Raw genomic sequence first — 26,002 nt, forward strand, 5'->3', positions numbered from 1 at the left:
CTCATGCAGCCTCCGTGGCATGGACGGCGCGCAACAGGGTGTCGGCCGTCAGAGGCAGTTCACGCACACGCACACCCAGCGCATCGAACACGGCATTGGCCAGCGCAGCAGCGACAGGCCCCTGGGCCGCCTCGCCGGCACCCAGCGGGGGTTCGTCGGGCCGGTCGATCACATGCACGCGCACCTCGGGCACCTCGCTGAAGCGCAGCACCGGGTAGGTCAGCCACTCGTTGCTGGTGATGGCCTCGCGGTCAAAGGTGACCTGCTCCTTGGTCGTCCAGCTCACGCTCTGGACCGCACCGCCTTCGATCTGGTTGACGACACCATCCAGGTCCACCACCATGCCCACATCCACCGCCAGGTCGAGATTGAGCACACGCACCTGTTCGTCCACCCGCACGCGCGCGATGACAGCGCACCAGGCCCCCGTGTTCTTGTAGCGCGCCCAGGCCAGGCCGTGGCCTGTGCCTTCGGGCTCCTGCTCGCGCTGGCCCCACCAGGTGGAGCGCTGCACCACCGTGTCCAGCACGGCCAGCGCGCGCGGATCTTCGAGGTGGCGCTTGCGGAAGGCCAAGGGATCCTCGCCCAGCTGCCGTGCGAGCTCATCCACAAAGGACTCGATCGCAAACACATTGGCGTAGGCGCCCAGCGCGCGCATGGCCGAGGTGCGCAGGGGCATCACGGTCAGGCGGTGGTGAATCACCTGGAGATTGGGCACCGCGTAGGCCGGCACGGCATTGCGCTCGGCGCCGCCGCCAGCTGCCAGCGGCGGGTTGATGGGCAGGGGCAATGCCGTGGCTTCGGCGCGTTCACTGGCGGCCAGCAGGGCCGGCAGGGTTGCACGGCCCGGGCGCGAGCTGTAGCCATTGGCCCAGAGTTCATGCTGCCAGTGGCTCAGGCGCCCCGAGGCGTCAAGCCGCGCCCGCAGCGCCACACGGTGCGCCGCACCCAGGGGGCTGTGTGTGAATTCGTCCGCACGTGACCACAGCACGCGCACGGGCTGGCCCGGGCAGCGCAGGGCCATGAGCACCGCATCGAAGGCCACGTCGTCGGCGCCGTTGTGCCCGTAACAGCCCGAGCCCTCGACGTGATGAACGACCATGTCTTCTTTGGCCACGGGCGTGGTCTCGCGGGCCAGGGCCTTGACCAGATCGTCGCGCAGGTTGTGGATGCCCTGGCTGTGCGTCCAGACCTCCAGTCGCCGGCCGTCCCACAGCGCCAGGGCGCAGGAGGTACCGATGGAGGCGTGCGCCAGATAGGGCTTGAGGTAGACCGCCTGGAGCTGCAGACCGTCGCCGGGCCAGATGGCTTCACCGCGCTCGGCCGTCATGGTGGTCTCGTGCGGAGCCGTACGCAGGAAAGCGTCCAGCGCATGCGCCTCGGGCAGCGGCGCGCCGGCCTGCCATTCGATCTGGCTGGCCAGGCGCGCGGCTGCGGCATCGGCCTCACGCTCGGTGGCCGCGACGATGGCGATGAAACGCCCATCAATCCAGCAGCGCACACCGGGCGGCAGGGCCGCGATGTCTTGCGCCGGACTACGGGCCAGCGTAGCGTCCAGCGTGGGCGGCCGCAGCACGCGACCATGCCGCATGCCGGGCAGGCGCAGGTCCTGGATGAAACGGGCGGTGCCGAACACCTTGTCGGCCAGGTCGATGCGCTCGGGGCGCGCCTGCCCCAGCAGGCGTCGTTGTCCCACCGCCTTGGGCCGTGCCGTGCCCGGAGACTCGATGTCGAGATCGACCCCTTCGAGCAAGGCCGCGTAGTCGCCAAGGTCCTGGCCCTGGGCCGAACGGAAGCGCCCGGCGAGCACTTCGATCGTGTCGGCGCTCTGGCCGGCCAGCGCTGCCGCGTGTTGCAGGGCCATGGCACGCACCTCGGCACAGGCCTGGCGCAGGGCGCCGCCACTGTCCTGCACGGAGAGGCTGCCCGAGGTCACGCCCTCGTCAGGGCCGTACGCGGTGCTGGCGCTGCGGATACGCACGCTCTCCAGCGGCACGTCCAGCTCTTCGGCCACGATGAGCAGCAGGGCCGTGAGGATGCCCTGCCCCAGCTCGACCTTGCCGGTGTACACCTGCACGACACCGGGCTCGTCGAAACCCAGCCACTGCGAAAGACGGCGGTTGCTGTGCAGGCTGCCGGGCAGTTGCGGCCGGCCGTCCTTGCGGTCGATCACGAAACCGCGGGGCTGGGTGGTGGTGGAGACGTCAGGCATGGTGATGAAAAGACTCGCAGGCCCAAGCCTCAGGGCCTGGGACGTTTGAAGTGGAGCAATGCCTGTTTGCTATCTATGACCATCGTTCGTGCAGAGGGGGGTTTGCTGCGGCGCAGGCTCTGAGTTTAGAAACGGAAGCGCCCCGGGTCCAATGCCGATTACGTCCTATTCCATATCATCATGCGATGGATGAACGCCCGGGTAAACCCGCATGAAACGCCAGGCGCGGTGCGGCCGGGCACTTCATCCGCTTGGCGCGCACAGGCAATTCCCGCATGAGCGCAGGCCACCTCGAACAAGCCAGGGCCGCATTCCTGCAAGGCCTGCACACCCTGGAAGCGGGCGACTGGCTCCCGGCCGCCGTGACGCACAGGGATGGCATTGCGACGCCCCCACAGCAATATGTCCGGCAACTCTTCGATGACTCCGCCGACGAATTCGACGCGCATCCGGTCAAGCAACTGCGCTACCCGGGCCACCAGTTATGGATAGCCCGCCTGCCGCCCGAGGCAGCCCCCCGTTTCCCCCGCGTGCCGGAACCGGGCTGCGGCACCGGCCCGTGCGGCGCCCATGTGCGTTCGCGTGCGGGCCACCTGAGCGGCGTCGATACCTCGCCCGCCATGGTGGACAAGGCCAGGCAACGCTCGGTGTACGACACGCTGCAGGTCGCCGACAGCAGCGCCCGGTGAATGGGCGCTATGTTGATCTGAAACGTCGCTGAAGAGTTGGGCGCGCAGTTCCATGCACCGGAGCTTGCCCATCAAGTCAGGGGGATCACTTCGCTTCGCCTTGCTGAAAGTTTCAGCAAGGCAGTAGACCACCGCCGGTCACTTTCTGCGAATCCACGACCCACGAGCCGCGACGGACACTGATTTGCTTCAGGCAACACTTTGCCGCAAGCCAGGAAGATGCGTGGTCGCCGGGTCTGGGATATCCCGGCAGACTATCTCGGCCTTGCGTTGCGCGCGGCGATCCAGCTGCTGATGAGGGCCCCGATGATCACCACGATGGGGCCCGCGTTGTCGGCGATGGCGCGAGCGCTGCGCACGATCCAGGGGTCCGTTGGCGTGATGGGCAGGGGAACGTAGCCACCCGCCGGGGCCACACGGTCTATGGGATCGGCCATGCCGGCTGCAGCAGGTGCGGCCATGACAGCCAGCAAGGTGATCAGGAGTCCGGTCAGCCCCAGCCATTGGCCCTGCCGCAGTCGTGCGACGAACACCGTGGCCAGGTGCATGGTCAGCAGCACACCTATGGCGATGGCAGGCGCCAGCGCGAGGCGGGTAATGTAGCTTGTCAGCAGCACATAGGCCAGCCCCACGATCGCTGCGAGCGCGACCAGCCCATATTCGGCCGCGGCCCTTTTAAGCGCTGTTTGCGGTTGCGGCGGCGGGGTGAAGTCTGGAAGCTGGGAGGGGCGGAATTCGGGTTTCAACATGTGCGTTTGTCTGTGCGAGCTGTCACTTGAATTCTACGGGCCCTTGCTTCGGGCCGCTCGGTGAGCGTCACTCAACCGTGACGCTTTTGGCCAAATTGCGCGGTTTGTGCTGTCGCATAACTTCGCTGCGCGAAGTGAGCGACATCCAAACCCGGAAACCTGGTGCGCCCACGGCGCTGTCGCTACGCAACACCCAGAGTACCTCCGTCATTCGACGGTGTGTCCTTCGGGCAGGTGCGATCTGGTCTTGCACGTCGTGGTTGCCTTGCGCATCGGGCTGCGCGTGGCAGCTTTATGACTTGTTCAGACCTTCCCTAGAGGTCCACCAGAAAATCACGACAAGCCTGGAGATCAGGCTCGACGCCCAGGCCAGGGCGTTCGGACAGTAGCACCGCACCGTCCTTAAGCTCGAAGTGCGGAATGGCCAAACCATCCCTCAGTGGATTGGGGTTGGCATCAACTTCGACGTAGCCCGATCCGCCGACTGCTGCCTTTAGATGAAAGGATGCCGTTAGCCCCACGCCGGCGCCCAGCCAGTGCGGGCAAAATAACTTTCCGTTTTCGATCGTCTGCCGTCCGACACTGAGGCAGCCCGTGAATCCGCCCCATTTGCCGATATCTGGTTGTAAGACTCGAAGGCCGGGGGTATCGATCGCAGCAGAGAAAGCATCGTGGCCTGCCAGGTTCTCGCCGCCAGCGAGTGGCAGAGGCTGCTCCGTCGCAAGGCGGGTCCAATCAGCCAGCGAGGAGTCAGCCCGAATCGGCTCTTCCAACCAGCTCAATTTGTGTGCCGCCATGCGACGGCCTGCAGCAATGGCTGATTCAACATCCCAAGCTTGGTTCGCATCGACCATGAACGGAAGATCTGGACCAATGACCTCCCGTACAGCGCGTAAGTTGGCCTCATCGCGTTCTGTGCCGAAACCGACTTTGAGTTTGAAGGCGCGATATCCCTGCGCAAGTTTGGTCGCGGCCAGTGCCTCGGGATTGGTCGGGTTCAGGCCTGAGGCATAGACTTGGATGCGGGGCGGAAGTGCGGAAGATGCTGCAGACTGAAAAATCTGCCACAAAGGGCGGCCATTACGTCGTGCAATGAGATCCCATAGCGCAATGTCAAGGCCGGCAACGATCTGCTGTATCGGGCCGGGTTCGCCACTTTGAAGCGCGAGCACGGCAAGTTGGCGGCTCAATTCGGAAAAACAACTCGCCGGGCTGTCCCAGCGACGGCCGCAAACCAGGCCCGGCAAATAAAAGCGCGCCATGCGTGCCCGGTGCTCGTCACCCACGATCGGAAAGTTGCACCATATCTCGCCCCAGCCATATCCGCCATCTGCGTTGGTCACGCGCACCAGCAAGGCGGGACGATGCTTCATGATGCCGAACGAGGTCTGCACGGGTGGCACGGCAGGCGCTCGAAACAGGAAGACGTCCAGCTGGCGGATGTCGAAAGAGAGAGACAAATCAGGCATCATTCTGGCCTCGGGAGAAAACTATGGGATCGATCGATCGCAGCGGCAAGGCGCCGAAGTACGGAGTGCTGGCCGACACCTTCCGGCAGCGGATTCGCCGTGGCATATGGCCACCAGGATCTTGCCTGCCTTCGCTGAACGAATTGGCGCAAGAGTTCGGCGTTGCCCGACTGACTGCTCGGCAGGCGGTGCAGCTGCTTGTGCAGGACGGCTGGCTGCAAGCCCGCCAGGGCGCCGGAACGTTCGTGATGGATGTTCTGCCGGCGGTGAAAAACATCAAGGTTGAGACTAGCCTGCAGGCGCTCAGCGATATGTATGTCGCCACACCTCCCGAGATTCGCACCATCAGCGAGACGGTGGGACCTCTTCCACCTGGTTGGAGGCGTGATGACACGCAATATGCCTGCCTTAAGCGGGTTCATTCGGATAAGGGCATTCCCTATTGCGTGATCGACGTGTACATAGACCTGGAATTGTTCAAGCGTGCAGCGAAGCGATTTCGCGAGCGTGCCGCCATTCCGGTACTCATGTCTCTCAAGAACTGCCGTGTAGTGCGTGCTCATCAGACTCTCACCGTGGGCACGGCCGACGAGGATGTCGCTACTTTGATCGATGTTCCGGTGAATGCGCCCGTTGCTTTCGTGGAGCGGGCATTCGAGGATGCCAGCGGACACATTGTGTATTTCGCGGTTGTGGTCTATCGGGGTGAAGCAGTGAGGCTGGACATTTCACTAACGGTGTAGACGCTAGTGAATCCAGCCGCCAGCCGCAGGCGGCTACTGTTCGATCTTTGCGGTCTGAACAATCTTGCGGAACTTCTCACGCTCGTCCTTGACGAAGTTCTCAAAGTCCGGCGTGGACATGCCGCTCGGCTCGGCTCCCTGTTTGAGCAGGGTGTCGCGAACTTCAGGCAAGGCAAGTACTTCGGATATATCGTTTTGAATCTTCGAAACCACCGAGTCCGGAGTCTTCGAGGGCACAAATACGCCGAACCACTGAATCAGCTCAAACTTTTCCAGCACCGATGTCTTTGCCAGCGGGGGAATCTGAGGCGCTGCTGGTGCGGGCGAACGTGACGAAACGCCGAGTGCGCGAACTTTTCCTGCTTTCACCTGCTGCAAAGCCGTCGGCAAACCGGCGAAGCCCACATCGACCTGGCCGCTCAGAATGTCGGTCATTGCCTGGGCCACTCCCTTGAACGGGACATGAAGCATCGACACGTTGGCGAGTTGCTCAACGAGCACGCCCGCCAGATGCTGCGGCGTGCCAGATCCGGATGACGCGTAGCTCACCTTCCCCGGGTTTTGACGTACATAGCTCAGGAAGCTGGCCATATCGTTGTACGGTTTCGAGGGGTTGGTGACCAGTGCGAACGGAAGCTTTACGAGCAACGTGACGGGCCGCAGATCCTTCTCAGGGTCGTAGGCCATCTTCTTCATGAAGTGCTGATTGATGACCACTTCTGCGGTGGCCGACATCAGAATCGTGTTGCCATCAGCCGGTGCGTTCGCGACGGCATTGGCGCCAATCGTCCCGCTGGCTCCCGCACGGTTTTCCACCACCACGGGCTGATTCCAGCGCTCCGCCAGCTTGAGCGACACCAGGCGTGCGACAGGGTCGACTCCACCACCCGCCACATACGGCACGATGACGGTCACCGCCTTTGTTGGCCATGTCTCGGCGAGGGCGGATAGTGAGGCGAAACATGCCACGAGGGCACCGGCAACTGCAATTGAAAGCTTCATTGGGTTGTCTCCTTGTGAAGTGATGGGGAATCAGAACCAGCCAAGCCAGTCGTTACCGGCGAAGCAAGAGCCTGGAGTACGCGCTCGGCGATGAAATCTGATACGCGCTGGTTGGATTCGCGCGTCAGACCCGCGATATGCGGTGTGAGAAGCAGATTCGGACAGCCGCGCCAAGGATTCACGGCTGGCAGGGGTTCGGTTTCGAATACATCCACGGCGGCACCGCCGATGCGCCCCCGGCGTAGTTCCTCAATGAGGGCAGTCTCGTCGACGATTCCCCCGCGCGCGGAATTGATGAGGATCGCGTCCGATCGCATAAGCGAAAGTTCTGCTGAACCGATAAGTCCTCGCGTTGCCGCAGTAAGCGGAACATGAATGCTGACGACGTCGGATTCCTTGAGCAGTGCTTGCAGACTCTCCACGTGTTGAGCAGTGCCGGCATCTGGCAAGCGGGCGGAACTGTAATAGATTGCCCGCATCCCGGCGCGCGTGGCCAGTTCTGCCGTGCAGCGACCAACGGACCCGAAGCCGACCACACCTAAGGTCTTACCTGCGATCTCACGACCTCGCATCAGGGCTTCACGCGGCCATAGACCGCTACCGACAGCCGGGGTGGAATATCCGGTGCCCCGAAGAAGAAGCATTGCACAAAAAAGTACATATTCCGCAACGGATCGCGCATTGGCGCCAGTAGCTGGGATGACCTGCACGTTGCGAACGTCGCAGACGCCGAGATCGATGTTGTCCAGCCCAACCCCAAGCCGGCCGATGACTCGAAGCGAGGGAGCTGCTTCCAGCAGCTCACGATTGACTTGGGTGCGATTGCGGACGATGAGTGCCTCAACATCCTGTACGGCTCTGAGCAGCTCGGCGCGATTTTCGGCTAGCTCTGGTGCGCAGAGAACATCGTGCGCGGTTCTGAGACGACCAACGGCTTCAGCTTCCATCCATTCCGAGATGAGAATGCGAGAGCGCTGAGAATGCATAGTGAGATTGACGTGATGTCTAAAGGTACATACTACAATACCTTTGTGATCTGATCTTAATCCCCCTTGCGTTTGATCAGCTATTGGCGGCGCGGCCCCAGGCCCTACCTACTCTCCTCTGCCAATGGCTATGCGCAAGCTGTTCGACTACGAGCGGTACTGACGCACCGCGCCCTCAAGGAGGTAGTTGATCGGATGCTCTGACCCCGGAGCACTGCTGGGCCGATCTGGTGCAAGCGCTAATGACGGAGCACGGCATGAGCCAGAGCCGAGCGTGTCTTGTCAGCGGTATTGCCCGATCGACACTGCGCTGCGCGCCGATGCGGCCGCTACCATGACTGCCGCTCGGGGCGATGGGCAAGCTGATGACTTCAGGACAACCTTGAGCGGACCCACGCCTGGCTACGAAGCATGGCTGGAAGCAATTGCTCGGCCATTTCACTGGCGGTCATGCGGTCGGCGCGACTGGAAAGACTCAGAGCACCGACAACCAGGCCCCCCATGTTGTACAGAGGGACAGCGATCGACCTGCCCCCTATTTCAGGCTCTGTTGAATTTCAAGTGGGTTGCCCAGCATGAGGGTTGATGGCATGGAAGTCGAGGCGGCCAGCGATCAGGAAAATCACCGTTCTGATCGTGTCGATGCGCGTGAAGCCACGAGCACGCCGCTTGGCGGCCTGGAACAAGCCATTGATGGCCCCCAGGAATCCATTGGCCTGGCGTGTCTGCGCCCAGGCCACGATGCCCTCCGTGCGAGTTCGGATCATCTTGGCCACCTCCTTCATCGGCTCGACCTTGGAGCGCATCACGCAATTGCACCAACGCTTGAGCATGGCGCGCACGACATGGATCTGCTTTCGATCCAGGATTTCACGCAGTTGCTCCTTGTAGGCCCAGGCGCGCGCGGTGCGCTTGACCGTCATCTTGGCAATCAGGGCATCCAGGTCAGCCGCCGCCTGGGGCTTGAGCGTGGCCGTGTCCTTGAGCAAAGTCCAGCGCATGCCTTTGAGGGACTTGTCCGTGCGTTGCTCGATGCGACGCATCTGGTCCAGCGCCGTGCTGGCATGACCGATGACGTGGAACTTGTTAAAGGTGATGCGGGCGTTGGGCAGATGCTGAGTGACCCCGGCGATGAAGGCCGGCGACATGTCGATGCTCGCCGAAGTGATGTTCTGGGCCGGGCAGCCATGCTCCCCCAGATACTGGGCAAGTCGCCCAATGGTCTTGGCGTCGCGCCCCTCGGTGACGAACAGCACGCGCCGGGCATCGGCGTCAGCGGCCAAGGTGACGTAGCTGTGGCTGGGTCTGCGCCTTCACCGGCAGCAATCGCTGCAGACCAGTCACTCATCTTTGGGGTTCGCAGGATCGCACCAAGTCGATATCAGTCCAAGCTCTTCAATAATTTCAAGTGGAGGGCGATATACGGACTTTACCGTCACAAACGGACTTTACCGTTATTCCGTGCAATTAAGCAAGCGGTAACAGCCATCGTGCCGGCGGGCAAGGGCATGGCTCACCGACCACAGGCCATCGCTGAGCTTGCTGCTTGCAGTACGCCGCCCCCAGCAAATAAGTTTGCGGTGGTACGACCTTCTCAGTCGTGCATGCAGTCCTGCATCAGGCCGCGCAGCGGGCCTAACAGCAGGGCGTCGCTGCGACTCGCCAGGGTCACCAGCCCGAAGCGGGCACGCGCGTTCAGGCTCGGCACGACTGGCAGTGCCAGCAGCCCGGGCGCCACGGCTCGCACCGCCAACAGAACCGCATCGCTGTGCTGAGCCGTATCAACCAAGCTGGAAATCTCATCGCAGCGCAGATTGACCAGTTGGTCCGGGTGCGCACCGCTGCCATAGCGCTCGACCAGCATTCTGGCCACCTCATCGCTCAAGGGCGTAGAGGCGATGGGGTACTGGCGCAACTGCTCCCAACGCACGCTTTTAAGCCGAGCCAACGGATGCGTCTTACGGCACATGAACGCCGCCGACATTTCACCCAACGTCTCGACCTGCAGGTCGCTCGCAGGCGACAGCGCGCGGATGTCGATCACCAGTGCATCGAGTTGCCGCTCGCGCAGCGACTGCACCAGCAGCTCGGTGCTGCCGCGTGAGATCTGGAACTGCGCTCTGGGTGCATGCCGGGCCATATGCCTCAGCAAAGCGGTCGCGAGCAGGGCCCCAGGCCCAGAGCCCAATCCGATCCGGATCTGCCCCATCTCTCCTTCCCGCATGGCACGACCGCTGTCGCGCAAGGCGTCTGCCTGCTCGACCAGTTGCCGGGCGCGCTGCGCCACCGACAGGCCAAATCCGGTCAACTCGATACGGCGCCCGAGACGATCGAACAGCGCATGCCCCAATTCCTCTTCCAACGCCTGGATGCTGCGACTCAACGCCGGCTGCGTGAGGAACAGGCGCTTTGCCGATCGGCTGAAAGACAAGGTCTGCGCCAGGTCGGCCAGATGACGTAATTGAACGAGCGTCATGGCGAATTTTTAATGCATGAGTTCAATGCATGGATTGAGCACGAAGAATGCATTAGACAGCATAAATTGGGGCTTCTACCATGCATCCCACAACTCTCATAACCTGATCCAGGAGACACACCGTGACCTTGCCCCGCTTCCTCGCCGCCGCCGCTCTGGCCTTCGCTACCCTTGCGCACGCGCAAACTTATCCATCCAAGCCTGTGACGCTCATGGTGCCCTATCCCGCCGGCGGCCTGTCGGATGTGATTGCCCGCACCGTGAACAGCACGCTGGCCAAGCAACTGGGCCAGCCCGTTATCGTGGAAAATCTGGGCGGCGTCAGCGGCGCCATTGCGGCACAGAAAGTCCTCAGCGCCCCAGCCGACGGCCACACCCTCTTCCAAGGCTCGCCCAATGAGCTGATCCTGTCGCCGCTGGCCAACGCCGCGGTGAAGTTCCGTAGCGAGGAGTTTCGCCTGGTACAGATGATCGCCACCGCGCAGATCGGCTTCCTGGTGCGCAAAGACCTGCCTGCAAACAGCGTGGACGAGTTCCTCGACTACGCGCGCAAGATGGCTCAGGACGGCAAGCCGCTCACTTACGCCAGCGTCGGACCGGGTTCGTTTTACCACCTGCTGGGCGAGCATCTTTCGAAAACCAGCGGCATCCCGATGATCCACGTGCCGTACCGCGGCGCCGCGCCGGCCGAGCAGGATCTGCTGGGTAGCCAGGTGGACTTCTTCCTCGCCCCCTACCAGAAGAAATACGACGACCTGCACAAGCAGGGCAAGCTCAAGGTGCTGGCCATGCTCAACGACCGGAGACTCGACAGTGTGAAGGACTTCCCTGCGATCAGCGAAAGCAAAGCATTGAAGAACTTTACTTTCAATATCTGGACCGGCTATTTCGTGAAGAAGGACACACCTGAGCCGCAAGTTCGGGTGCTTTACAAGGCCATCACCGGCAGCCTGACCGATCCCCAGGTACGCAGCGGCCTGGAAAACGCCAGCCAGCTGGTGGCCCAGCCACTGTCCCCAGCCATGGTCGACAAGGCTTATGCCGACGGTATCGCCCAATTCCGTGCGATCGCCAAGTCGATCAACCTGCAACCACAATGAGCTATCTGCGTGACGCTCTGCACGCCCGGGTAGGGGAATTTATCCAGCTGCGGCGCGACATCCACCAGCACCCCGAACTGGCCTTCGAGGAGCACCGGACGGCGGATCTGGTCGCCGGCAAACTGGCGGCTTGGGGTTACGAAGTACACCGGGGCCTGGGAGGTACCGGCGTCGTAGGGACCTTGCGACGCGGCGTGAGCAACCGGCGCTTGGGCCTGCGCGCCGACATGGACGCCCTGCCGATTCAGGAGTCGCCGGGGAAACCCTGGGCCAGCCGCCACGCGGGTCGCATGCATGCCTGCGGGCATGACGGCCATACCGCGATGCTGCTGGCTGCCGCACAGTCGATTTCCCGCGAATCGCACTTTGACGGCACCCTGCATCTGATCTTCCAACCCGCAGAGGAAGGCGGCGGCGGCGCGTTGCGCATGATGAACGACGGCCTGTTCCAGCGCTTCCCCTGCGATGCCGTATTCGCCATGCACAACATGCCAGGCGTCCCAAGCGGCCACCTGGTGTTCCGCGAAGGGCCGACGATGGCGTCCAGCGACTACGCCACGATCCGGGTGCAAGGCCGGGGTGGGCACGGTGCCATGCCCCATCTGGCTCGCGATCCGCTGGTCGCCGCGGCGGCCATCGTATTGGCCTTGCAGACCGTGGTTTCACGCAACGTCGATCCCCAGCAAACTGCGGTAGTCACTGTGGGCGCCCTCCACGCCGGCCAAGCCAACAACGTCATCCCGGACCAGGCCGTTCTCGAACTTAGCGTGCGCGCACTCGACCCTGAGGTGCGCGCCCTGCTGGAGCAGCGCATCCGCGAGCTGGTGATCGCGCAGGCGACCAGCTTCGGTGTAGCCGCTGAAGTCGACTGGCGCGCAGGTTATAGCGTACTGATCAACGCAGCGCAGGAAACCGAGTTTGCCCGTCGCGTCGGCATCGGCCTGTTGGGCGAACAGGGCGTCACCCTCCAAGGACCTCCATTAACTGGCAGCGAAGACTTTGCCTTCATGCTTGAGCAGGTTCCTGGCAGCTATTTGCTGATCGGCAATGGTAACGGCACCTCTGCGGGTGCGTGCATGGTGCATAACCCGGGTTATGACTTCAACGACGACATCCTCGGCACTGGCGCCGCGTACTGGGCAGCCCTGGTGGAGACTTACCTGTCGGCCTAGCGTCATCACGGTCGATGGCAAGCTCGCGTCGCCACAAGATCCGGATGGGGCTTCCCCCGATTCCCCCGATGGTTTGCTTGGCCCTTTAAGCCTTCGTCAAACTGCACTCCTGCACGGATCACTAGTAGACTGAATCTGTGAGATCGCCGGCAAGCGGCTGACCAGCGCTGCGGCAGGCAAGGCGCAAAGCACAGACGGGCCCGTAGGCCCGGCGAGCATTTGCAACGCCGCATGGCACAGCGAGGGGCAGACGAGTNTAGGTCAGCCGGCCTGATTTGCTGATGACCCCGATATTGACGTACATCGAACCCACGTTTCCAAGGGTGAAGTCAATTGGAAAACCGCCCTCGTCCAACTTCAAGGTCCTCAGCGTTGCAAGCAACTTGGCTGGCGTTGGCTGAGGACCGGCCCGGCGTAGCGCTTCAACGGCCACGCTAGCAGCCGCGTAACCGATCAGCTGAAACTGGTCCGGTGGTGGATCTCCAGGGCCAAAGCGTTGCATGACGTCCTTGAACCGTCGGGTCATACCACTGCTGTCACTGTAGGTATTCGGAGTAATTTGCGCCAGAGCAACCCCGACCGCCTGCACTGCACCCGCCTTTCCGATGACCTCGCTGACACTGATGTAAGACATGCCATAAACAGGCGTCATGTCACCAGCGCCACGAACGTCCCGAACAAGTGAAGCCCCACTGTTCGGGACAAGCACCATGACGTATGTCTGCGCGCCCGACTTCTTGAGTTGCGCAGCGGCCTCGCGCAGATCGTCACTGCCAGGCTTGACCGGCACGCGCTCGATCAGTTTGACACCCGCTTGATTTGCAAACTCCTCCAAAAAGCGCAGACCGCTTTGCCCAAACGGAATGTCTTGGTAGACGACGCTAATCGATGAGATGCCGATGGTGGACAGGTGCGTAATGATTTTCTGCAGTTGCAGTTTGTCACCTGCTTGCACGTGAAACATCCAAGGGCTACCGGGGGAGCGCAACGCTTCCGACCCAGGCGTAATGCCCACCGCGGGGATACCCAAGCGTTCGAGTGTCTTGTCCTGAATCACGGCAGCAACATTTGCGGAGCCAAGCAGATTCAGGAACAGCACAGGTTTGTCGCGCTCTGCCACCTGTTGCAGCAGACGAACGGTTTCACTGGGCTTGTATTGATCATCTTCGAACACGAGGCGGATCTTTTGACCGTGGATGCCTCCTTGAGAGTTGACTTCATCAATGACGGCCTTGGCTCCAATGAAGTTCCCCATGCCGTTCGGGCTCAAGGGGCCCGTTCGCGGCGAGATTTGCGCAATGACAATCTCTGCCTGAGCCATGCTGCACAGCGCCCAAGCGAGAACAAAGATCCACCTCAAACGTTGAGCCCACATCATATTTCCCTTTGGTTTCGTCTTTAGACCTTACGCAGGAAGCCATACTTGGTCATATCGAAACTGCCCATGTATTGCGCTGGTTCTGGTGTTGCAGACACCTCAGACTCCCAGGTAACTTGAGAGTTCTGGATTTCCCCTAATTTCCTCCGCACCGCCCTGCAATACGACTTGACCTTTCTGCAAAACGAATGCGCGGTCAGAACCAGCGAGGACTTTGCGGTAGTCGCGATCAACGATCAGCGTGGCGATTCCGCTGCTCCGGATATCGTCGATGACGCGCCAGATTTCAACCACGATCAGCGGGGCCAGGCCCTCCGTCGCTTCATCCAGGATGATGAGATCCGGGTGCGTCATCAGGGCACGGCTGATTGAGAGCATCTGCTGCTCTCCACCCGAGAGCTGAGCACCCATATGGGTCAGTCGCTCGCTCAGCCGTGGAAATGTGGCGAGCGCACGCTCCAGAGTCCACTCTTTCCGACCATCACGACCTGCCCGCGCTGCCATGACGAGGTTTTCTCGAACGCTGAGATTCGGGAAGATGCCACGCCCCTCTGGCACATAGGCCACCCCAAGACGGGAGACCTCATGCGGTCGCGCGCGGGAGACATCCTGGCCAAAAAGATGGATGCTGCCTTCGCGCTGCGTGACGTGCCCCATCAGTGTGCGGATGAGCGTGCTTTTCCCCATACCATTGCGCCCCAGCAGGCCGACAGTCTCACCACGCGCGATGCTGAAGTCCACGCCATGCAAAACGTGACTGGAGCCGTACCAGGCATGCACGCCCGATGCGTCAAGGATCAGATCGTTCCTGGCAACATTCATCTCAGTGCCCTCCCCCAAGATAAGCTGCCTGCACATCGATGTTGTTGCGTACCGCATCCGGCGTACCCGAGGCCAGAACGCTGCCATTGACCATGACCGTGATGCGATCGGCGACACGGAAGACCGCGTCCATATCGTGCTCCACCAGGAGGATGGCATGCTCTTGTCTCAATTCGCCCAGCAAGCGCAGCATCCGTTCGGTTTCTTCGGCTCCCATGCCAGCCAGTGGCTCGTCCAGCAACAACACCTGAGGCGCCGTGGCCAGGCACATGGCGATTTCCAGTTGCCGCTTCTGGCCATGCGACAGCAAGCCGGCCGGCCGGTCGAGGCAATCGCCAAGACCTGCCCGTGATGCAGCCTCATGGGCAGCCTGGGTACTGACAATGCAACGCTGGGCATTGCTCCACCAGGCCCATGGCTTTTGAGACCGGGTCTGGGCAGACAAACGGCAGTTCTCGAAGACGGTGAAACTGGGGAAAATCGTATTGCGCTGATAGCTGCGGCCGAGACCCGCACGCGCACGTTTGGGCTGTGCCCAACCGGTGACGTCCTGCCCCAGCAATTCGACCGTACCATCCGATGGGTCCAGCTCGCCGGAAAGAATGTTGATCAGCGTGGACTTGCCGGCACCATTGGTTCCGATCACGGCATGGACGGATCCGCGCTCCAGCTCCAGCGATACCTGGTTGACTGCAACCAGCCCTCCCCAGCGACGTGTGATCCCGGAGCAGCGCAGCAGAACGGTGTTGAGGTCGCTCATGCTTCCTCCTGAGGCGCCAAGCTGCGACGGCCGGCAAGACGCTGCACCAGTTGACTCGGAATGCCTACCAGACCGCGCGGCAGCAAAGCCACACTGGCAATGATGGTCAGACCCAGCCCCAGGTGCCAATGCTTGGCGAAGTTTCCAAATATGGCTTCTGACATGAAGAGCTCTTGCAGGAGGACAAAAGCGAAGGCCCCGATGAGCGCGCCACGCAGATGACCCAGACCACCGAAAATAATCATGATCAGTACCGCCCCTGATTGATGCCAGCCCAGCATCTCAGGATTGACATACCCGTCCTTGACCGCAAAAAGGAAACCCGCCAGCCCCGAGATGGCACCAGAAATCACGAATGCGGCCAGTTTGTAGGGATAGGTCGGATACCCGGCTGCCCGCATGCGTTGTTCATTCACGCGGATACCTGCCAGCGCTCGACCAAAGCGCGAACGCAGCAACAGCGCCAGGAACCCGAAGACAGCGATCAGAGAGACCAGGGTAAAGGCGTAAAGAGCGCCGCCCTTGTCCAGGCTCAGCCAGTTGCCCCAAGTTGGCTTGGCATTGAGATAGATGCCATCGGTTCCGCCGCCGAGAGGGGTGTCGTGAATGACGTAATAGGCCATCTGCGCGAATGCCAGTGTCACCATGATGAAGTAGACGCCCTTGGTACGGAGTGACAGCGAGCCCATGAAGAGCGCATAGCCCCCTGCTGCTGCCATGGCTGCAGGCAACAGCCACCAGATCGCGCTTGACTCGTAACCCGGAGACAGCAGAACCGTGGCATAGGCACCAATGCCGAAAAACGCGGCCTGTCCGAAACAGACCAGCCCGGTACTCCCCACAAGGAGCTCAAGGCTCAGGGCGAAGATGGCAAAGACCATGATCTTGGTCACCAGATCGACACCATAGCTTCCCGTCATGAACGGAAATACAGCCAGCAGGACGAAGCTCGCCAGCACAAAAAGAATTTTTGAATGTTTCATGGTGACCTGCTCAACCTGCCTTGAAGAGGCCGTCCGGCTTCCATAGCAGCACCAGTGCCATGAGGACATAAACCAGCACACCTGCAGCCTGCGGGAAAAACACCTTGCCGAAGGTGTCCACCAGCCCGATCAGCAGCGATGCCAGCAGGGCACCTCGGATGGAACCGATGCCGCCGATCACCACGACCACAAAGCAGATGATCAGCACCTGGTTGCCCATGCCCGGATAAACCGATGAAACCGGAGCGGCCACCATGCCAGCCAGTGCGGCCAGGGCCACACCGGCGGCAAATACCACGCGGTAGAGAAACTTGATGTCGATACCAAGGGACTGCACCATTTCGCGATTGGTAGAGCCTGCGCGAATCATCATGCCCAAGCGCGTCCGGGTAAAGACGAAATAGAGCAGCAATGCCACCGCCACGCAGACACCCGAGATGAAGAGTCTGTATATCGGATAGGTCATGACGTCACCCAGTGCAAAACTCCCGGCCAACCAGGGCGGTGGATCGACGCCGTGCACATCGTCACCAACGAGCAAACTGCGAAATTCTTCGAAGACCAGGATCAACCCGTAGGTCATCAGAACCTGCTGGAGATGCTCACGGTCATATAGAAAGCTGAAGAAGGCCCACTCCAAAACGTAGCCCAACAGAACGGCGAGCACCAGGCCGACAACCAGCGTCGCCATGAATCCGCCGCCAAACGTTGCTGCCACGACGGGTGCAAGCGCATAGGCCATGTAGGAGCCGATCATGTAGAAACTGCCATGGGCGAGGTTGATGACGCCCATGATCCCGAAGATGAGCGTCAGCCCTGATGCCACCAGAAACAGCAGCAGGCCGTACTGAAGTGCGTTGAGGCACTGTATGAGAAAAGTCGAAATTTCCATGGGATCTCGATCATTGGCACCCGCCCTGCGCTCAAGCCCCACCGAAGCCCGGCGACACACCGTCGGTCAGACGTGGGTCTGCAAAGGCATCGGTGGAGAGGTGCCGTGAGGCAATTACATCTTGCAGCCGCGGCCAGGATCGGCCAGCGCCTTGCTGGCGACACCGATGACCTTATTGACATGGCCCTTGACCTCGCGCAGATAGATATCTTGCACAGGGTTGTGGCTCTTCGACAGCGTGAAAATTCCTCGCGGGCTGTCGATCTTGGCCTTCTCGACTGCAGCAGCGAATTCGGCTTTCTTGCTGATATCGCCCTTGACCGCGCTCAAACCTATTGCCAGGATTTGTGCAGCGTCATAGCCCTGCACCGCGTAGACATCGGGTTGCAGCTTGTAGGCCTTGGCATAGGCCAGGCGGAAATCGGTGTCGCGCTTTCTGCCCAGTTCATCGCCATAGTGCAGCGTCGTCAGGAGTCCGTCCGCTGCGGCGCCCTGGGCCTCGAGGGTGCCGTCGGTAAGAAAACCAGCACCGTAGAGCGGAATGGACTTCTTGAGACCCGCCCCGGCGTAGTCCTTCACAAATTTCACGGCACCTGCGCCGGCGAAGAAGGTGTAAACAGCGTCCGGCTTGGTGGATGCGATCTCCGTCAGCAGCGCCTGGAACTCCTCATTCGGGAAGGGAACGGTCAGTTGCTTGACAACCTTGCCCCCACTCTTCTCGAACGCCTCCTTGAAGCCATTCACCGACTCATCGCCGGCGGCGTACTTCCAGGTCACCGTGATCGCCGTCTTGTGCCCCTTTTTGGCGGCAACCTCCCCCATGGCATAGGCGGGTTGCCAGTTGGAGAATGAACTGCGGAAGATATGCGGTGCGCACATGGCACCCGTGACAGCATCAGCGCCGGCATTGGGCACGATCAGCATGGTGCCACTGTCCTTGGCCGCTTTTGCCATGGCCATGGCCACGCCTGAATGCACGGTGCCAACCAGGACATCGACCTGGTCGCGCTTGATCAGCTTGTTGACGTTGTCGGTCGCTTTAGGCGGAGAGGACTCATCGTCAACCTTGAAGAATTCGATCTCGCGGCCACCGAGCTTGCCTCCCTGCTCGTTCACGTAGAGCCGAAAACCGTTCTCTATCGCGTTTCCGAGCGATGCGAAAGTACCCGTGTAGGGCAGCATGAGGCCGACCTTCAGCTTGGGAGCGGACTGGGCCATGGCCAGAGGCGCGGCCAGCGCCGTCGCGACAAGAGCCAAGGTGGTTCGACGCAGATATTTCATGGTTGTCTCCTTAGGGTCTGTGGATGAATTCGTTCACACTGGCAATGAGTGCTTCCGGCTGATCTCGATGCGGCGAATGACCGCAATCTTTCAGTTCCAGAAGTTCGGCCGCAGGAACGAGGCGGGCAATCTCATGGATCTGCGCCATCGTCCCATATTGGTCGTCGTTGCCCTGCACCGCCAGTACCGGGCAACGAATGCTGACGAGCTCATCACGTATTGACCAGGAGCGGAATTCCGGCTTGAGCCAGATATCGTTCCACCCCCAGAAGGCCGAATCCGGATCAACGTGATAGCGCGCAAGACGGGTGCGCAGATCCGTCGATTCGTAAGCGGTACGCGCCTGCGCAATGCTGGCGACCGAAATGTCCTCGACCATCACGTGCGGCGCCAGCACGATGAGTCCTTTGACAAAGGACGGATACCGGGCGGCATGCAACAGCGCAATGGAACCCCCATCGCTATGGCCGAAGAACCAGGGTGGATTCACTGCGGGATCGACCCCCAGAGCATCCATGAGTGCCGGCAGAACTTCGTGAGCCTGACGGTGCATGAAGTCCGGGGCCCAGGATTCCCCTGTTGCACGCGGAGTCGATCGTCCGTAGCCGGGGCGTGAATAGACCAGTCCTCGATAGCCCACTTCATCGCAAAGCCGCTGCGGGAAATCCCGCCACATGTCCAGGGATCCTAGCCCTTCATGCAGGAAGATGATCAGCGGCGCCTCCTCACGGCCATCACCGACCCACCGGTACTCGATGCTCACCGGTCGGTCCCGCCAGAGGATTTGCGCAGACTGCGGCGTATCGCTCATCGAATCGCCACCTCGCGCTCACGCAGACGGAAGCGCTGGATTTTCCCGGTTGCGGTTTTGGGTAGCTCACTGATGAACTCGATCGATCGCGGGTATTTGTACGGAGCCAGCTTGTCTTTGACAAAACCCTGCAGATCCGTTTCGCTGACCTGCTGCCCCGCCTTGAGCACCACATAGGCCTTGGTCTTGGTCAACCCATTCTGGTCATTGACACCGATCACGGCTGCCTCAAGGACCGCTGGGTGCTGAACCAGCGTTGCCTCGACCTCGAAGGGCGACACATAGATTCCGCTGACCTTGAGCATGTCATCGCTACGTCCCGAATAGGTATAGGTTCCATCCGGGTTGCGCACATACTTGTCGCCGCTCTTGGTCCACTCCCCCTGAAAGGTGTCTCTTGTCTTGCTCCGGTTACCCCAGTACATCAACGCGGCGCTCGGGCCCTTGATGTAAAGGTCGCCAGTCTCGCCGTCCGGCACGGGGCGCCCGTCTTCACCACGCAGCTCCACCTCGTACCCCGGAACGGGCCAGCCTGTCGTGCCGTAGCGCACCTTGCCAGGCAGATTGGAAAGGAAGATATGCAACATCTCGGTTGAACCGATGCCATCCACGATTTCCACGCCGTACTGCGCGGTGAAACGCTGGCCGATATCCGCCGGCAGTGCCTCACCCGCCGACGAGGCCAAGCGCAACGCCACGTCCTTGCGCGCCGGCAGGGTCGGCGCAGCCAGCATGCCGGCGTAACCCGTCGGCGCTCCGAAAAACACGGTCGGCTTGACGGCACCGATCGCACCGCGCCAGCGTTTGAAAACCGCATCAGGGGTCGGGCGTTCTGCCATGAGGATGACCGTGGCGCCAACGCTGAGCGGAAAACTCAGAGCATTGCCCAAGCCATAGGCAAAGAAAAGCTTGGCAGCGGAGAAGCAGACGTCGCTCTCGGTCAGGCCCAATACGGGCGTACCATAGAGTTCGGCTGTCCAGTAAGGGTTGGCTTGACTGTGCAAGGCCCCCTTGGGCTTGCCGGTCGAGCCAGACGAATACAACCAGAAGCCTGGGTCATCGGGCCCGGTCATGGCGGGCGCAGCCATCGGATCGTGCTTGCTCAGGAATTCGTCCAGCGCCTCTGCGCCTTCGGGCACTGCGCCTGTGAGGCGTGACACGATCACTCGCCGAACCTCGTGCCCCCCATTCCCTGCGGCAGCCAGCATCGCGGTCTGCAAGACGGGCAGCAACGCAGCTGACACCAGCACGGCCTGCGCGCGACTGTGCTGCAGCATATAGGTGTAATCCTCCGCCGTCAGCAGCGTATTGACAGCGACCGGCACGATCCCTGCATACATGGCCCCGAGGTAACTGACCGGCCAGTCGTTGCAATCATGCATCAGCAGCAGCACTCGCTCTTCGCGGCGCACGCCAGCCGCCAGCAACGCCGAAGCCATCCTCCGCAAGCGCTCATCCAGCTGCCCGTAGCTCAGAACCCCGGCATCGTCGATGAAAGCAGCCTTGCCAGTTCTGCCCGCATTGCGTTTGATCAGATGCTGGGCGAAGTTGAAGCGCTCGCCTGGAGGGTGAATATCCGTTTGCATTCTTTTCTCCTGATTCTTTTCCTGTCTTGCTTGCCTGGCTCAGCGGTCTGTCGGCTGCAGTCTCTGCAAGACCACCGTGCTCGCCTGGATGGCACTGCGCCGGTGGTAGAAGTTGAGGGCCCGCTGGCCACCCAACTCCTCGCCGCCGCCGGCCCGGCCCGGCCCGCCATGCAAAGACTGCGGCATGACATTGCCGTGCCCCGTATGCAACTGCGCGACATCCGGCGACACCACGTGGACCCGGCCGTGACTGTCCGCCAGCGCCAGTGCCGCCTGTGACAGCGCCTGTGGCTCACTGCCGTAGACAGACACAGTCAGCGAACCCTCACCTCGACGGATCAGATCCAGGCCGTGTTCTGCGTCCCGATAGGGCATCAGCGTAGCCACGGGCCCGAACACCTCCGTGCGGTGGATCATCGCGTTATCCGTGTCGCGTGTTCCCAGCAACATAGGGCCGACGCAGCAGGCCACTGAGGCATCAGCATCCATCAGTGTCGTGTTCGCTCCATCAAAAAGAACTTCACCACACTGACGCAGCGCCTCTATGCCCTGCTTCACGCTGACCCATTGAGCACGATTGACCAGCGAGCCCATGCGCACCGACTCATTGCGGGGATTGCCCACGGTGGTCTTGGCCAACCTTGCGCCGATGGCTTGCGCGGCGGCGTCATAGAGCGCCTCCGGCACAAAGACCCGGCGAATTGCCGTGCATTTCTGCCCCGTCTTCACGGTCATTTCCCGGACAACCTCTTTGACCAGCAACTCGAAGGCCGCACTGTCGGGCCCCTCGCCGTTCAGCAGCACCGCGGAATTGACACTGTCCGCCTCGATATTCACACGCACCGAGTTCCGTGCCACGGCGCTGTGAGAGCGGATCTTCTCGGCGGTGTCGGCCGATCCGGTGAAGGACAGCACATCGAAAGGCTGCAGCACATCCAGCAGCCCCGCCGGGCTGCCGCAGATCACCGACAAAGCCCCTGCAGGCAGGACACCCGCATCGACCACATCCTTGACCATGCGCTGGGTCAGCCATGCCGTCGCCGTCGCAGGCTTGACGACGACGGGAACACCGGACAGCAAGGCCGGCCCGGCCTTTTCCCACAGACCCCAGGCTGGAAAATTGAAGGCGTTGATGAACAGCGCGACGCCACGGGTCGGCACAAGCACGTGTTGCGACTGGAAGAGGGGATCCTTGCCCAATCGCACCGCGTCACCCTCCAGGAGGTAACGCTGATCGCCCAGAGATTCGCCGAGCTTCGCGTACGTTCCCAGTGTGTAGATCGCGCCGTCGACATCCACGGCCGTGTCATTCTTCACCGTTCCACTGTTGGCGGTAGATATCTCGTAGTAGGCATCGCGATGGGCCTGCAGAACCTTGGCAGCGGCCGCGAGCATGGCGCCGCGTTCACGGAAGGTCATGGCGCGCAAGGCGGCGCCACCTTGCTGTCTTGCATGTGCAAAACCCGCGGCCAGGTCCAGGCCGGTGGCATCCACGCGCACCAACTCGGTACCCAGAATGGGATCGACGAGTGCGGTGCCAGCGCCAGAGCCGTTGTGCCAACGGCCACCGAGGAAATTGGGGAGAAGTTCAGTCATAGGGAATATGTTGTTGCTCAGTTGCGGGTGAATTCGATGCGCCCCTCGGGCAGCAAATAGAGCACCAAGGCACGGCCTTGGCTGACCGTGGGCTTGTGCGCACTGCCGGGTGGACAGACCAGCCATCCGGCACGGTGACCATTGAAGAGTGCGCCTTCGTCGATTGGCATGATGAGATCAATTTCACCCATGGGGTGCGTGTGGTGAGGACCTACGATGTCCTTCATATCAACCACGTCGACAGAGAACCCGTGTAGCTCCGGGGCGGGCTTGAAGATACGCCCGTATCGCAGCCCGCCGCCTTCGCGGTTGCACAGCCACCCCTCCTCGACACCGACCCGGCAAGCCTGTTTGAGAGACTGGTACAGAGCGCTCCCTGCGCCATGTTCGGTGTTGAGCCATCCCTCAAGGGATTCGTCTAGCGACCGCCCGCTGAGTTGGGCCGTTAGACTGGCAAGTGCCTGTTTGAACTGTTCCTGGGTCATATATCGAGCTCAAGTTGATGAACTGGGCTTGCGTTTCTCTAAAAGATGAACTATTGTGCGTACGAACCTTAAGCACTCCTTTGCACCATGTCAAGCACTATATTGCATGATTCCGGGTTAACACCTAATTCCGGAGGGGGCGGCGACCAGGAGCCGGTGCGCTCCGGGGATGCCGCTTCAGAAGATCGAAATCCGTTTCTGGCCGTGCTGGGAGAGCGGGTCCGGTCACTCCGGTCAAGCCGGGGCATGACTCGCAAGGCCCTGGCCGTTGCTGCAGATATCTCGGAACGCCACCTGGCCAATCTTGAGTACGGCGTCGGCAATGCATCCTTCCTCGTGCTGCTGCAGCTGGCCACAGCATTGCGCTGCTCGCTGGCCGAGCTGCTGGGCGATATCACGACCTCCTCCCCCGAATGGCTGCTGATCCGGGAGATGCTGGAACAACGAGACGAGGCCACCCTACGCCGAGTACGTGTGGCCATAGGCGAAATGCTGGGCACCGGCGGTGGAAACGCTGGGCGGAGCCCCAGAGTCGCGCTCATAGGCCTGCGCGGCGCAGGAAAATCAACCCTGGGCAAGCGACTGGCGGCTGATCTGGGGTTCCCCTTCGTGGAGCTGAGCCGAGAGATCGAGAAGTTCGCCGGGTGCAGCATCGCCGAGATCACCGCCCTCTATGGCATCAATGCCTATCGCCGGTATGAGCTCCGCGCCCTCGAGGAGGCAATCCAGATCCATTCGGAAGCGGTGATCGCAACACCCGGGGGACTCGTCTCCGATCCCGCCGCCTTCAATCTGCTCCTGGCGCATTGCACGACGGTCTGGCTGCAGGCCAATCCCGAAGACCATATGAAACGGGTCATGGCGCAAGGCGATCTTCGCCCCATGGCCGCCAGCAAAGAGGCCATGGAGGACCTCAAAAGCATTCTGACCGGCAGGGGCCCCTTCTATTCCAAGGCCGAACTCACCCTGAACACCAGCGCACAACCTCTGGAACCCACGTTTCAGCTCCTGCGGGAGCTTGTCCGCAAGGCACTTCAACTGAGCGAATAAAGATTATGCAAGATAATGCTTGACAAGCCAATGATATGCATTATGATGCTTACATCAATTCGATCTAGGCATTATCTTGCTTATTGGAGGCACTGTGAGCACCGATCCCCGTGTGGAATACCAAACCAGCCCGTCGCACTACAAGCACCTCAAGCTGAGTTTCGATGGCCCGATTGCGACGCTCAGCGTCAGCATCGATGAGAACGCTGGCCTTCGACCTGGCTACAAACTCAAGCTCAACAGCTACGACCTCGGCGTCGACATTGAACTCAACGATGCGCTGAACCGCATCCGGTTCGAGCATCCCGAAGTACGCACCGTCGTGGTCACCAGCGGCAAGGACCGAGTGTTCTGCTCTGGGGCCAACATCTTCATGCTGGGCCTGTCCAGCCACGCGTGGAAAGTGAACTTCTGCAAGTTCACCAATGAAACGCGCAATGGCATCGAGGACTCCTCCAAGCACAGTGGCCTGAAATTCATTGCCGCGATCAATGGCGCTTGTGCAGGTGGCGGCTACGAGCTGGCGCTGGCCTGCGACGAGATCCTGCTGATCGATGATCGTTCAAGCGCGGTGAGCCTGCCTGAAGTGCCCTTGCTGGGTGTTCTGCCCGGCACGGGCGGCCTGACGCGAGTGACGGACAAGCGTCATGTGCGCCACGATCTGGCGGATATCTTCTGCACCACCTCCGAAGGCGTGCGTGGCCAGAAAGCCAAGGACTGGCGCCTGGTTGACGATATTGCCAAGCCCGCAGTTTTTTCGCAGAAGGTGCGAGAGCGGGCCCTGGCCCTGGCCGCCCAAAGCGACCGCCCCAGCAACGCTCAGGGCATCACGCTGCCGCCGCTGCAGCGGGTGATCGAGACCGATGCCCTGCGCTATCAACACGTCACCGTTCAAATCGACCGCGCAGCACGGACCGCCACGTTCACCGTCAAGGCGCCCCAGGGCGCGCAGCCAGCGGACACCACCGCCATCGAAGCGGCTGGCGCCGGCTGGTATGCGCTGCAGATGGCCCGTGAACTCGACGACGCCATCCTGTCGATGCGGACCAATGAGCTCGACATCGGCATCTGGCTGCTCAAGACCGAAGGCGATGCGTCGACGGTGCAGGCGCTTGACGCCGTGCTGATCAAGCACCAGAACCATTGGCTGGTGCGCGAGACCATCGGCCTGCTGCGCCGCGTGTTCAGCCGTCTGGACGTGTCCTCGCGCAGCCTGTTCGCACTCATCGAGCCTGGTTCCTGCTTTTCGGGCACCCTGCTTGAACTGGCGCTTGCCTGCGACCGTAGCTACCACCTTGCGTTGCCCGATGACGAGGCCAAGGCCCCCAAGATGGTCGTTGGCGAAACCAACTTCGGCCTCTATCCCATGGCCACAGGCCAGAGCCGTCTGGCGCGGCGCTTTTATGAAGAGCAAGGTCCGCTGGATGCCGTGCGCGCCAAGGCCGGCCAGTCGCTGGATGCAGACGCTGCCTTCGAACTGGGCCTGGTCACCTCAAACCCCGACGACATCGACTGGGCAGACGAGGTTCGCATCGCCATCGAAGAGCGTGTGGCGATGTCGCCCGACGCACTGACTGGCCTGGAAGCCAATCTGCGCTTCAACAGCCAGGAAAACATGCACACCCGCATCTTCGGCCGCCTCACTGCGTGGCAGAACTGGATTTTCCAGCGTCCCAACGCCGTCGGGGAAAAGGGCGCGCTGAAGGTGTATGGCAAGGGCGAAAAAGCCGCGTTTGATTGGAATCGAGTTTAAGGAGACA

The 26,002-nt window shown here is 61.4% G+C and carries 23 protein-coding genes and 1 pseudogene; 6 read left to right on the forward strand and 18 right to left on the reverse strand.

What is annotated here, in order from left to right:
- Position 1 precedes the first annotated feature (1 nt).
- The gene (locus ACYVH8_RS10660; RefSeq protein ID WP_460488834.1) at positions 2 to 2,212 is read right to left on the reverse strand and encodes a xanthine dehydrogenase family protein molybdopterin-binding subunit; all 2,211 of its coding nucleotides are present in this window, start codon (positions 2,210 to 2,212) and stop codon (positions 2 to 4) included.
- A 275-nt stretch (positions 2,213 to 2,487) separates the two neighbouring features.
- On the opposite strand from ACYVH8_RS10660, the gene ACYVH8_RS10665 reads away from it, so the two are divergent.
- The gene (locus tag ACYVH8_RS10665) at positions 2,488 to 2,901 is read left to right on the forward strand and encodes a class I SAM-dependent DNA methyltransferase (protein WP_460488835.1); all 414 of its coding nucleotides are present in this window, start codon (positions 2,488 to 2,490) and stop codon (positions 2,899 to 2,901) included.
- A gap of 254 nt (positions 2,902 to 3,155) precedes the next feature.
- On the opposite strand, the gene ACYVH8_RS10670 is transcribed toward ACYVH8_RS10665, so the two are convergent.
- Together ACYVH8_RS10670 and ACYVH8_RS10675 are read right to left on the reverse strand one after the other, a co-directional pair.
- Positions 3,156 to 3,650 carry a hypothetical protein gene (locus ACYVH8_RS10670; protein WP_460488836.1) on the reverse strand — a complete coding sequence of 165 codons (495 nt, stop codon included), beginning with the start codon at positions 3,648 to 3,650 and terminating at the stop codon, positions 3,156 to 3,158.
- A gap of 314 nt (positions 3,651 to 3,964) precedes the next feature.
- The gene (locus ACYVH8_RS10675; protein WP_460488837.1) at positions 3,965 to 5,122 is read right to left on the reverse strand and encodes a mandelate racemase/muconate lactonizing enzyme family protein; all 1,158 of its coding nucleotides are present in this window, start codon (positions 5,120 to 5,122) and stop codon (positions 3,965 to 3,967) included.
- Positions 5,123 to 5,142: 20 nt separating this feature from the next.
- Here ACYVH8_RS10675 and ACYVH8_RS10680 point away from each other — a divergent pair, with 20 nt between their 5' ends.
- Positions 5,143 to 5,862 carry a GntR family transcriptional regulator gene (locus ACYVH8_RS10680; protein WP_460488838.1) on the forward strand — a complete coding sequence of 240 codons (720 nt, stop codon included), beginning with the start codon at positions 5,143 to 5,145 and terminating at the stop codon, positions 5,860 to 5,862.
- Positions 5,863 to 5,895: 33 nt separating this feature from the next.
- Here the strand turns inward: ACYVH8_RS10680 and ACYVH8_RS10685 are convergent, their stop codons facing one another.
- From ACYVH8_RS10685 to ACYVH8_RS10705, 5 genes and pseudogenes are all read right to left on the reverse strand, one after another.
- The gene (locus ACYVH8_RS10685; RefSeq protein ID WP_460488839.1) at positions 5,896 to 6,864 is read right to left on the reverse strand and encodes a Bug family tripartite tricarboxylate transporter substrate binding protein; all 969 of its coding nucleotides are present in this window, start codon (positions 6,862 to 6,864) and stop codon (positions 5,896 to 5,898) included.
- Positions 6,861 to 7,850 carry a hydroxyacid dehydrogenase gene (locus ACYVH8_RS10690; RefSeq protein WP_460488840.1) on the reverse strand — a complete coding sequence of 330 codons (990 nt, stop codon included), beginning with the start codon at positions 7,848 to 7,850 and terminating at the stop codon, positions 6,861 to 6,863. The genes ACYVH8_RS10685 and ACYVH8_RS10690 overlap by 4 nt, the downstream gene beginning before the upstream one ends.
- 371 nt (positions 7,851 to 8,221) lie before the next feature.
- A complete protein-coding gene (locus ACYVH8_RS10695; protein WP_460488906.1) occupies positions 8,222 to 8,389 on the reverse strand; it encodes an IclR family transcriptional regulator domain-containing protein in 168 nt (55 codons plus the stop codon).
- An 18-nt stretch (positions 8,390 to 8,407) separates the two neighbouring features.
- A pseudogene (locus ACYVH8_RS10700) lies at positions 8,408 to 9,160 on the reverse strand (ISL3 family transposase); the annotation flags it as partial.
- 284 nt (positions 9,161 to 9,444) lie between these two features.
- Complete coding sequence (locus tag ACYVH8_RS10705; protein ID WP_460488841.1) at positions 9,445 to 10,326, reverse strand: LysR family transcriptional regulator; 882 nt, start codon at positions 10,324 to 10,326, stop codon at positions 9,445 to 9,447.
- Between the two features lie 122 nt (positions 10,327 to 10,448).
- Here ACYVH8_RS10705 and ACYVH8_RS10710 point away from each other — a divergent pair, with 122 nt between their 5' ends.
- Positions 10,449 to 11,426 (forward strand): tripartite tricarboxylate transporter substrate binding protein, encoded by a 978-nt coding sequence (locus ACYVH8_RS10710; RefSeq protein WP_460488842.1) that lies wholly within the window; start codon positions 10,449 to 10,451, stop codon positions 11,424 to 11,426.
- Positions 11,423 to 12,598 carry a M20 aminoacylase family protein gene (locus tag ACYVH8_RS10715; protein ID WP_460488843.1) on the forward strand — a complete coding sequence of 392 codons (1,176 nt, stop codon included), beginning with the start codon at positions 11,423 to 11,425 and terminating at the stop codon, positions 12,596 to 12,598. The genes ACYVH8_RS10710 and ACYVH8_RS10715 overlap by 4 nt, the downstream gene beginning before the upstream one ends.
- A gap of 121 nt (positions 12,599 to 12,719) precedes the next feature.
- Here the strand turns inward: ACYVH8_RS10715 and ACYVH8_RS10720 are convergent, their stop codons facing one another.
- The 10 genes from ACYVH8_RS10720 to ACYVH8_RS10765 form a co-directional block, all read right to left on the reverse strand.
- The gene (locus ACYVH8_RS10720) at positions 12,720 to 13,976 is read right to left on the reverse strand and encodes an ABC transporter substrate-binding protein (RefSeq protein ID WP_460488844.1); all 1,257 of its coding nucleotides are present in this window, start codon (positions 13,974 to 13,976) and stop codon (positions 12,720 to 12,722) included.
- Positions 13,977 to 14,075: 99 nt separating this feature from the next.
- Positions 14,076 to 14,798 carry an ABC transporter ATP-binding protein gene (locus tag ACYVH8_RS10725; protein ID WP_460488845.1) on the reverse strand — a complete coding sequence of 241 codons (723 nt, stop codon included), beginning with the start codon at positions 14,796 to 14,798 and terminating at the stop codon, positions 14,076 to 14,078.
- A 1-nt stretch (position 14,799) separates the two neighbouring features.
- Positions 14,800 to 15,558, reverse strand: coding sequence for an ABC transporter ATP-binding protein (locus ACYVH8_RS10730; protein WP_460488846.1), 759 nt, complete (start codon positions 15,556 to 15,558; stop codon positions 14,800 to 14,802).
- A complete protein-coding gene (locus ACYVH8_RS10735) occupies positions 15,555 to 16,541 on the reverse strand; it encodes a branched-chain amino acid ABC transporter permease (protein WP_460488847.1) in 987 nt (328 codons plus the stop codon). Before ACYVH8_RS10735 ends, ACYVH8_RS10730 begins: the two co-directional genes overlap by 4 nt.
- 10 nt (positions 16,542 to 16,551) lie before the next feature.
- Entirely contained in the window at positions 16,552 to 17,433 is an 882-nt protein-coding gene (locus ACYVH8_RS10740) for a branched-chain amino acid ABC transporter permease (RefSeq protein WP_460488848.1), read from the reverse strand.
- 114 nt (positions 17,434 to 17,547) lie between these two features.
- Positions 17,548 to 18,714 (reverse strand): ABC transporter substrate-binding protein, encoded by a 1,167-nt coding sequence (locus ACYVH8_RS10745; RefSeq protein ID WP_460488849.1) that lies wholly within the window; start codon positions 18,712 to 18,714, stop codon positions 17,548 to 17,550.
- Between the two features lie 10 nt (positions 18,715 to 18,724).
- Entirely contained in the window at positions 18,725 to 19,525 is an 801-nt protein-coding gene (locus ACYVH8_RS10750; RefSeq protein WP_460488850.1) for an alpha/beta fold hydrolase, read from the reverse strand.
- A complete protein-coding gene (locus tag ACYVH8_RS10755) occupies positions 19,522 to 21,111 on the reverse strand; it encodes a benzoate-CoA ligase family protein (protein WP_460488851.1) in 1,590 nt (529 codons plus the stop codon). The genes ACYVH8_RS10750 and ACYVH8_RS10755 overlap by 4 nt, the downstream gene beginning before the upstream one ends.
- 39 nt (positions 21,112 to 21,150) lie before the next feature.
- Positions 21,151 to 22,707, reverse strand: coding sequence for a 3,4-dehydroadipyl-CoA semialdehyde dehydrogenase (locus ACYVH8_RS10760; protein WP_460488852.1), 1,557 nt, complete (start codon positions 22,705 to 22,707; stop codon positions 21,151 to 21,153).
- Between the two features lie 17 nt (positions 22,708 to 22,724).
- A complete protein-coding gene (locus ACYVH8_RS10765) occupies positions 22,725 to 23,192 on the reverse strand; it encodes a DUF4863 family protein (RefSeq protein ID WP_460488853.1) in 468 nt (155 codons plus the stop codon).
- Positions 23,193 to 23,279: 87 nt separating this feature from the next.
- Here ACYVH8_RS10765 and ACYVH8_RS10770 point away from each other — a divergent pair, with 87 nt between their 5' ends.
- Together ACYVH8_RS10770 and boxC are read left to right on the forward strand one after the other, a co-directional pair.
- Positions 23,280 to 24,242: a helix-turn-helix transcriptional regulator gene (locus ACYVH8_RS10770; RefSeq protein WP_460488854.1), complete on the forward strand. Its 963-nt coding sequence runs from the start codon at positions 23,280 to 23,282 to the stop codon at positions 24,240 to 24,242.
- 94 nt (positions 24,243 to 24,336) lie between these two features.
- On the forward strand, positions 24,337 to 25,995 hold the full coding sequence (gene boxC, locus ACYVH8_RS10775; protein ID WP_460488855.1) for a 2,3-epoxybenzoyl-CoA dihydrolase: 1,659 nt from the start codon (positions 24,337 to 24,339) through the stop codon (positions 25,993 to 25,995).
- Positions 25,996 to 26,002: the final 7 nt, after the last annotated feature.

The sequence above is a fragment of the Curvibacter fontanus genome (assembly GCF_054780335.1).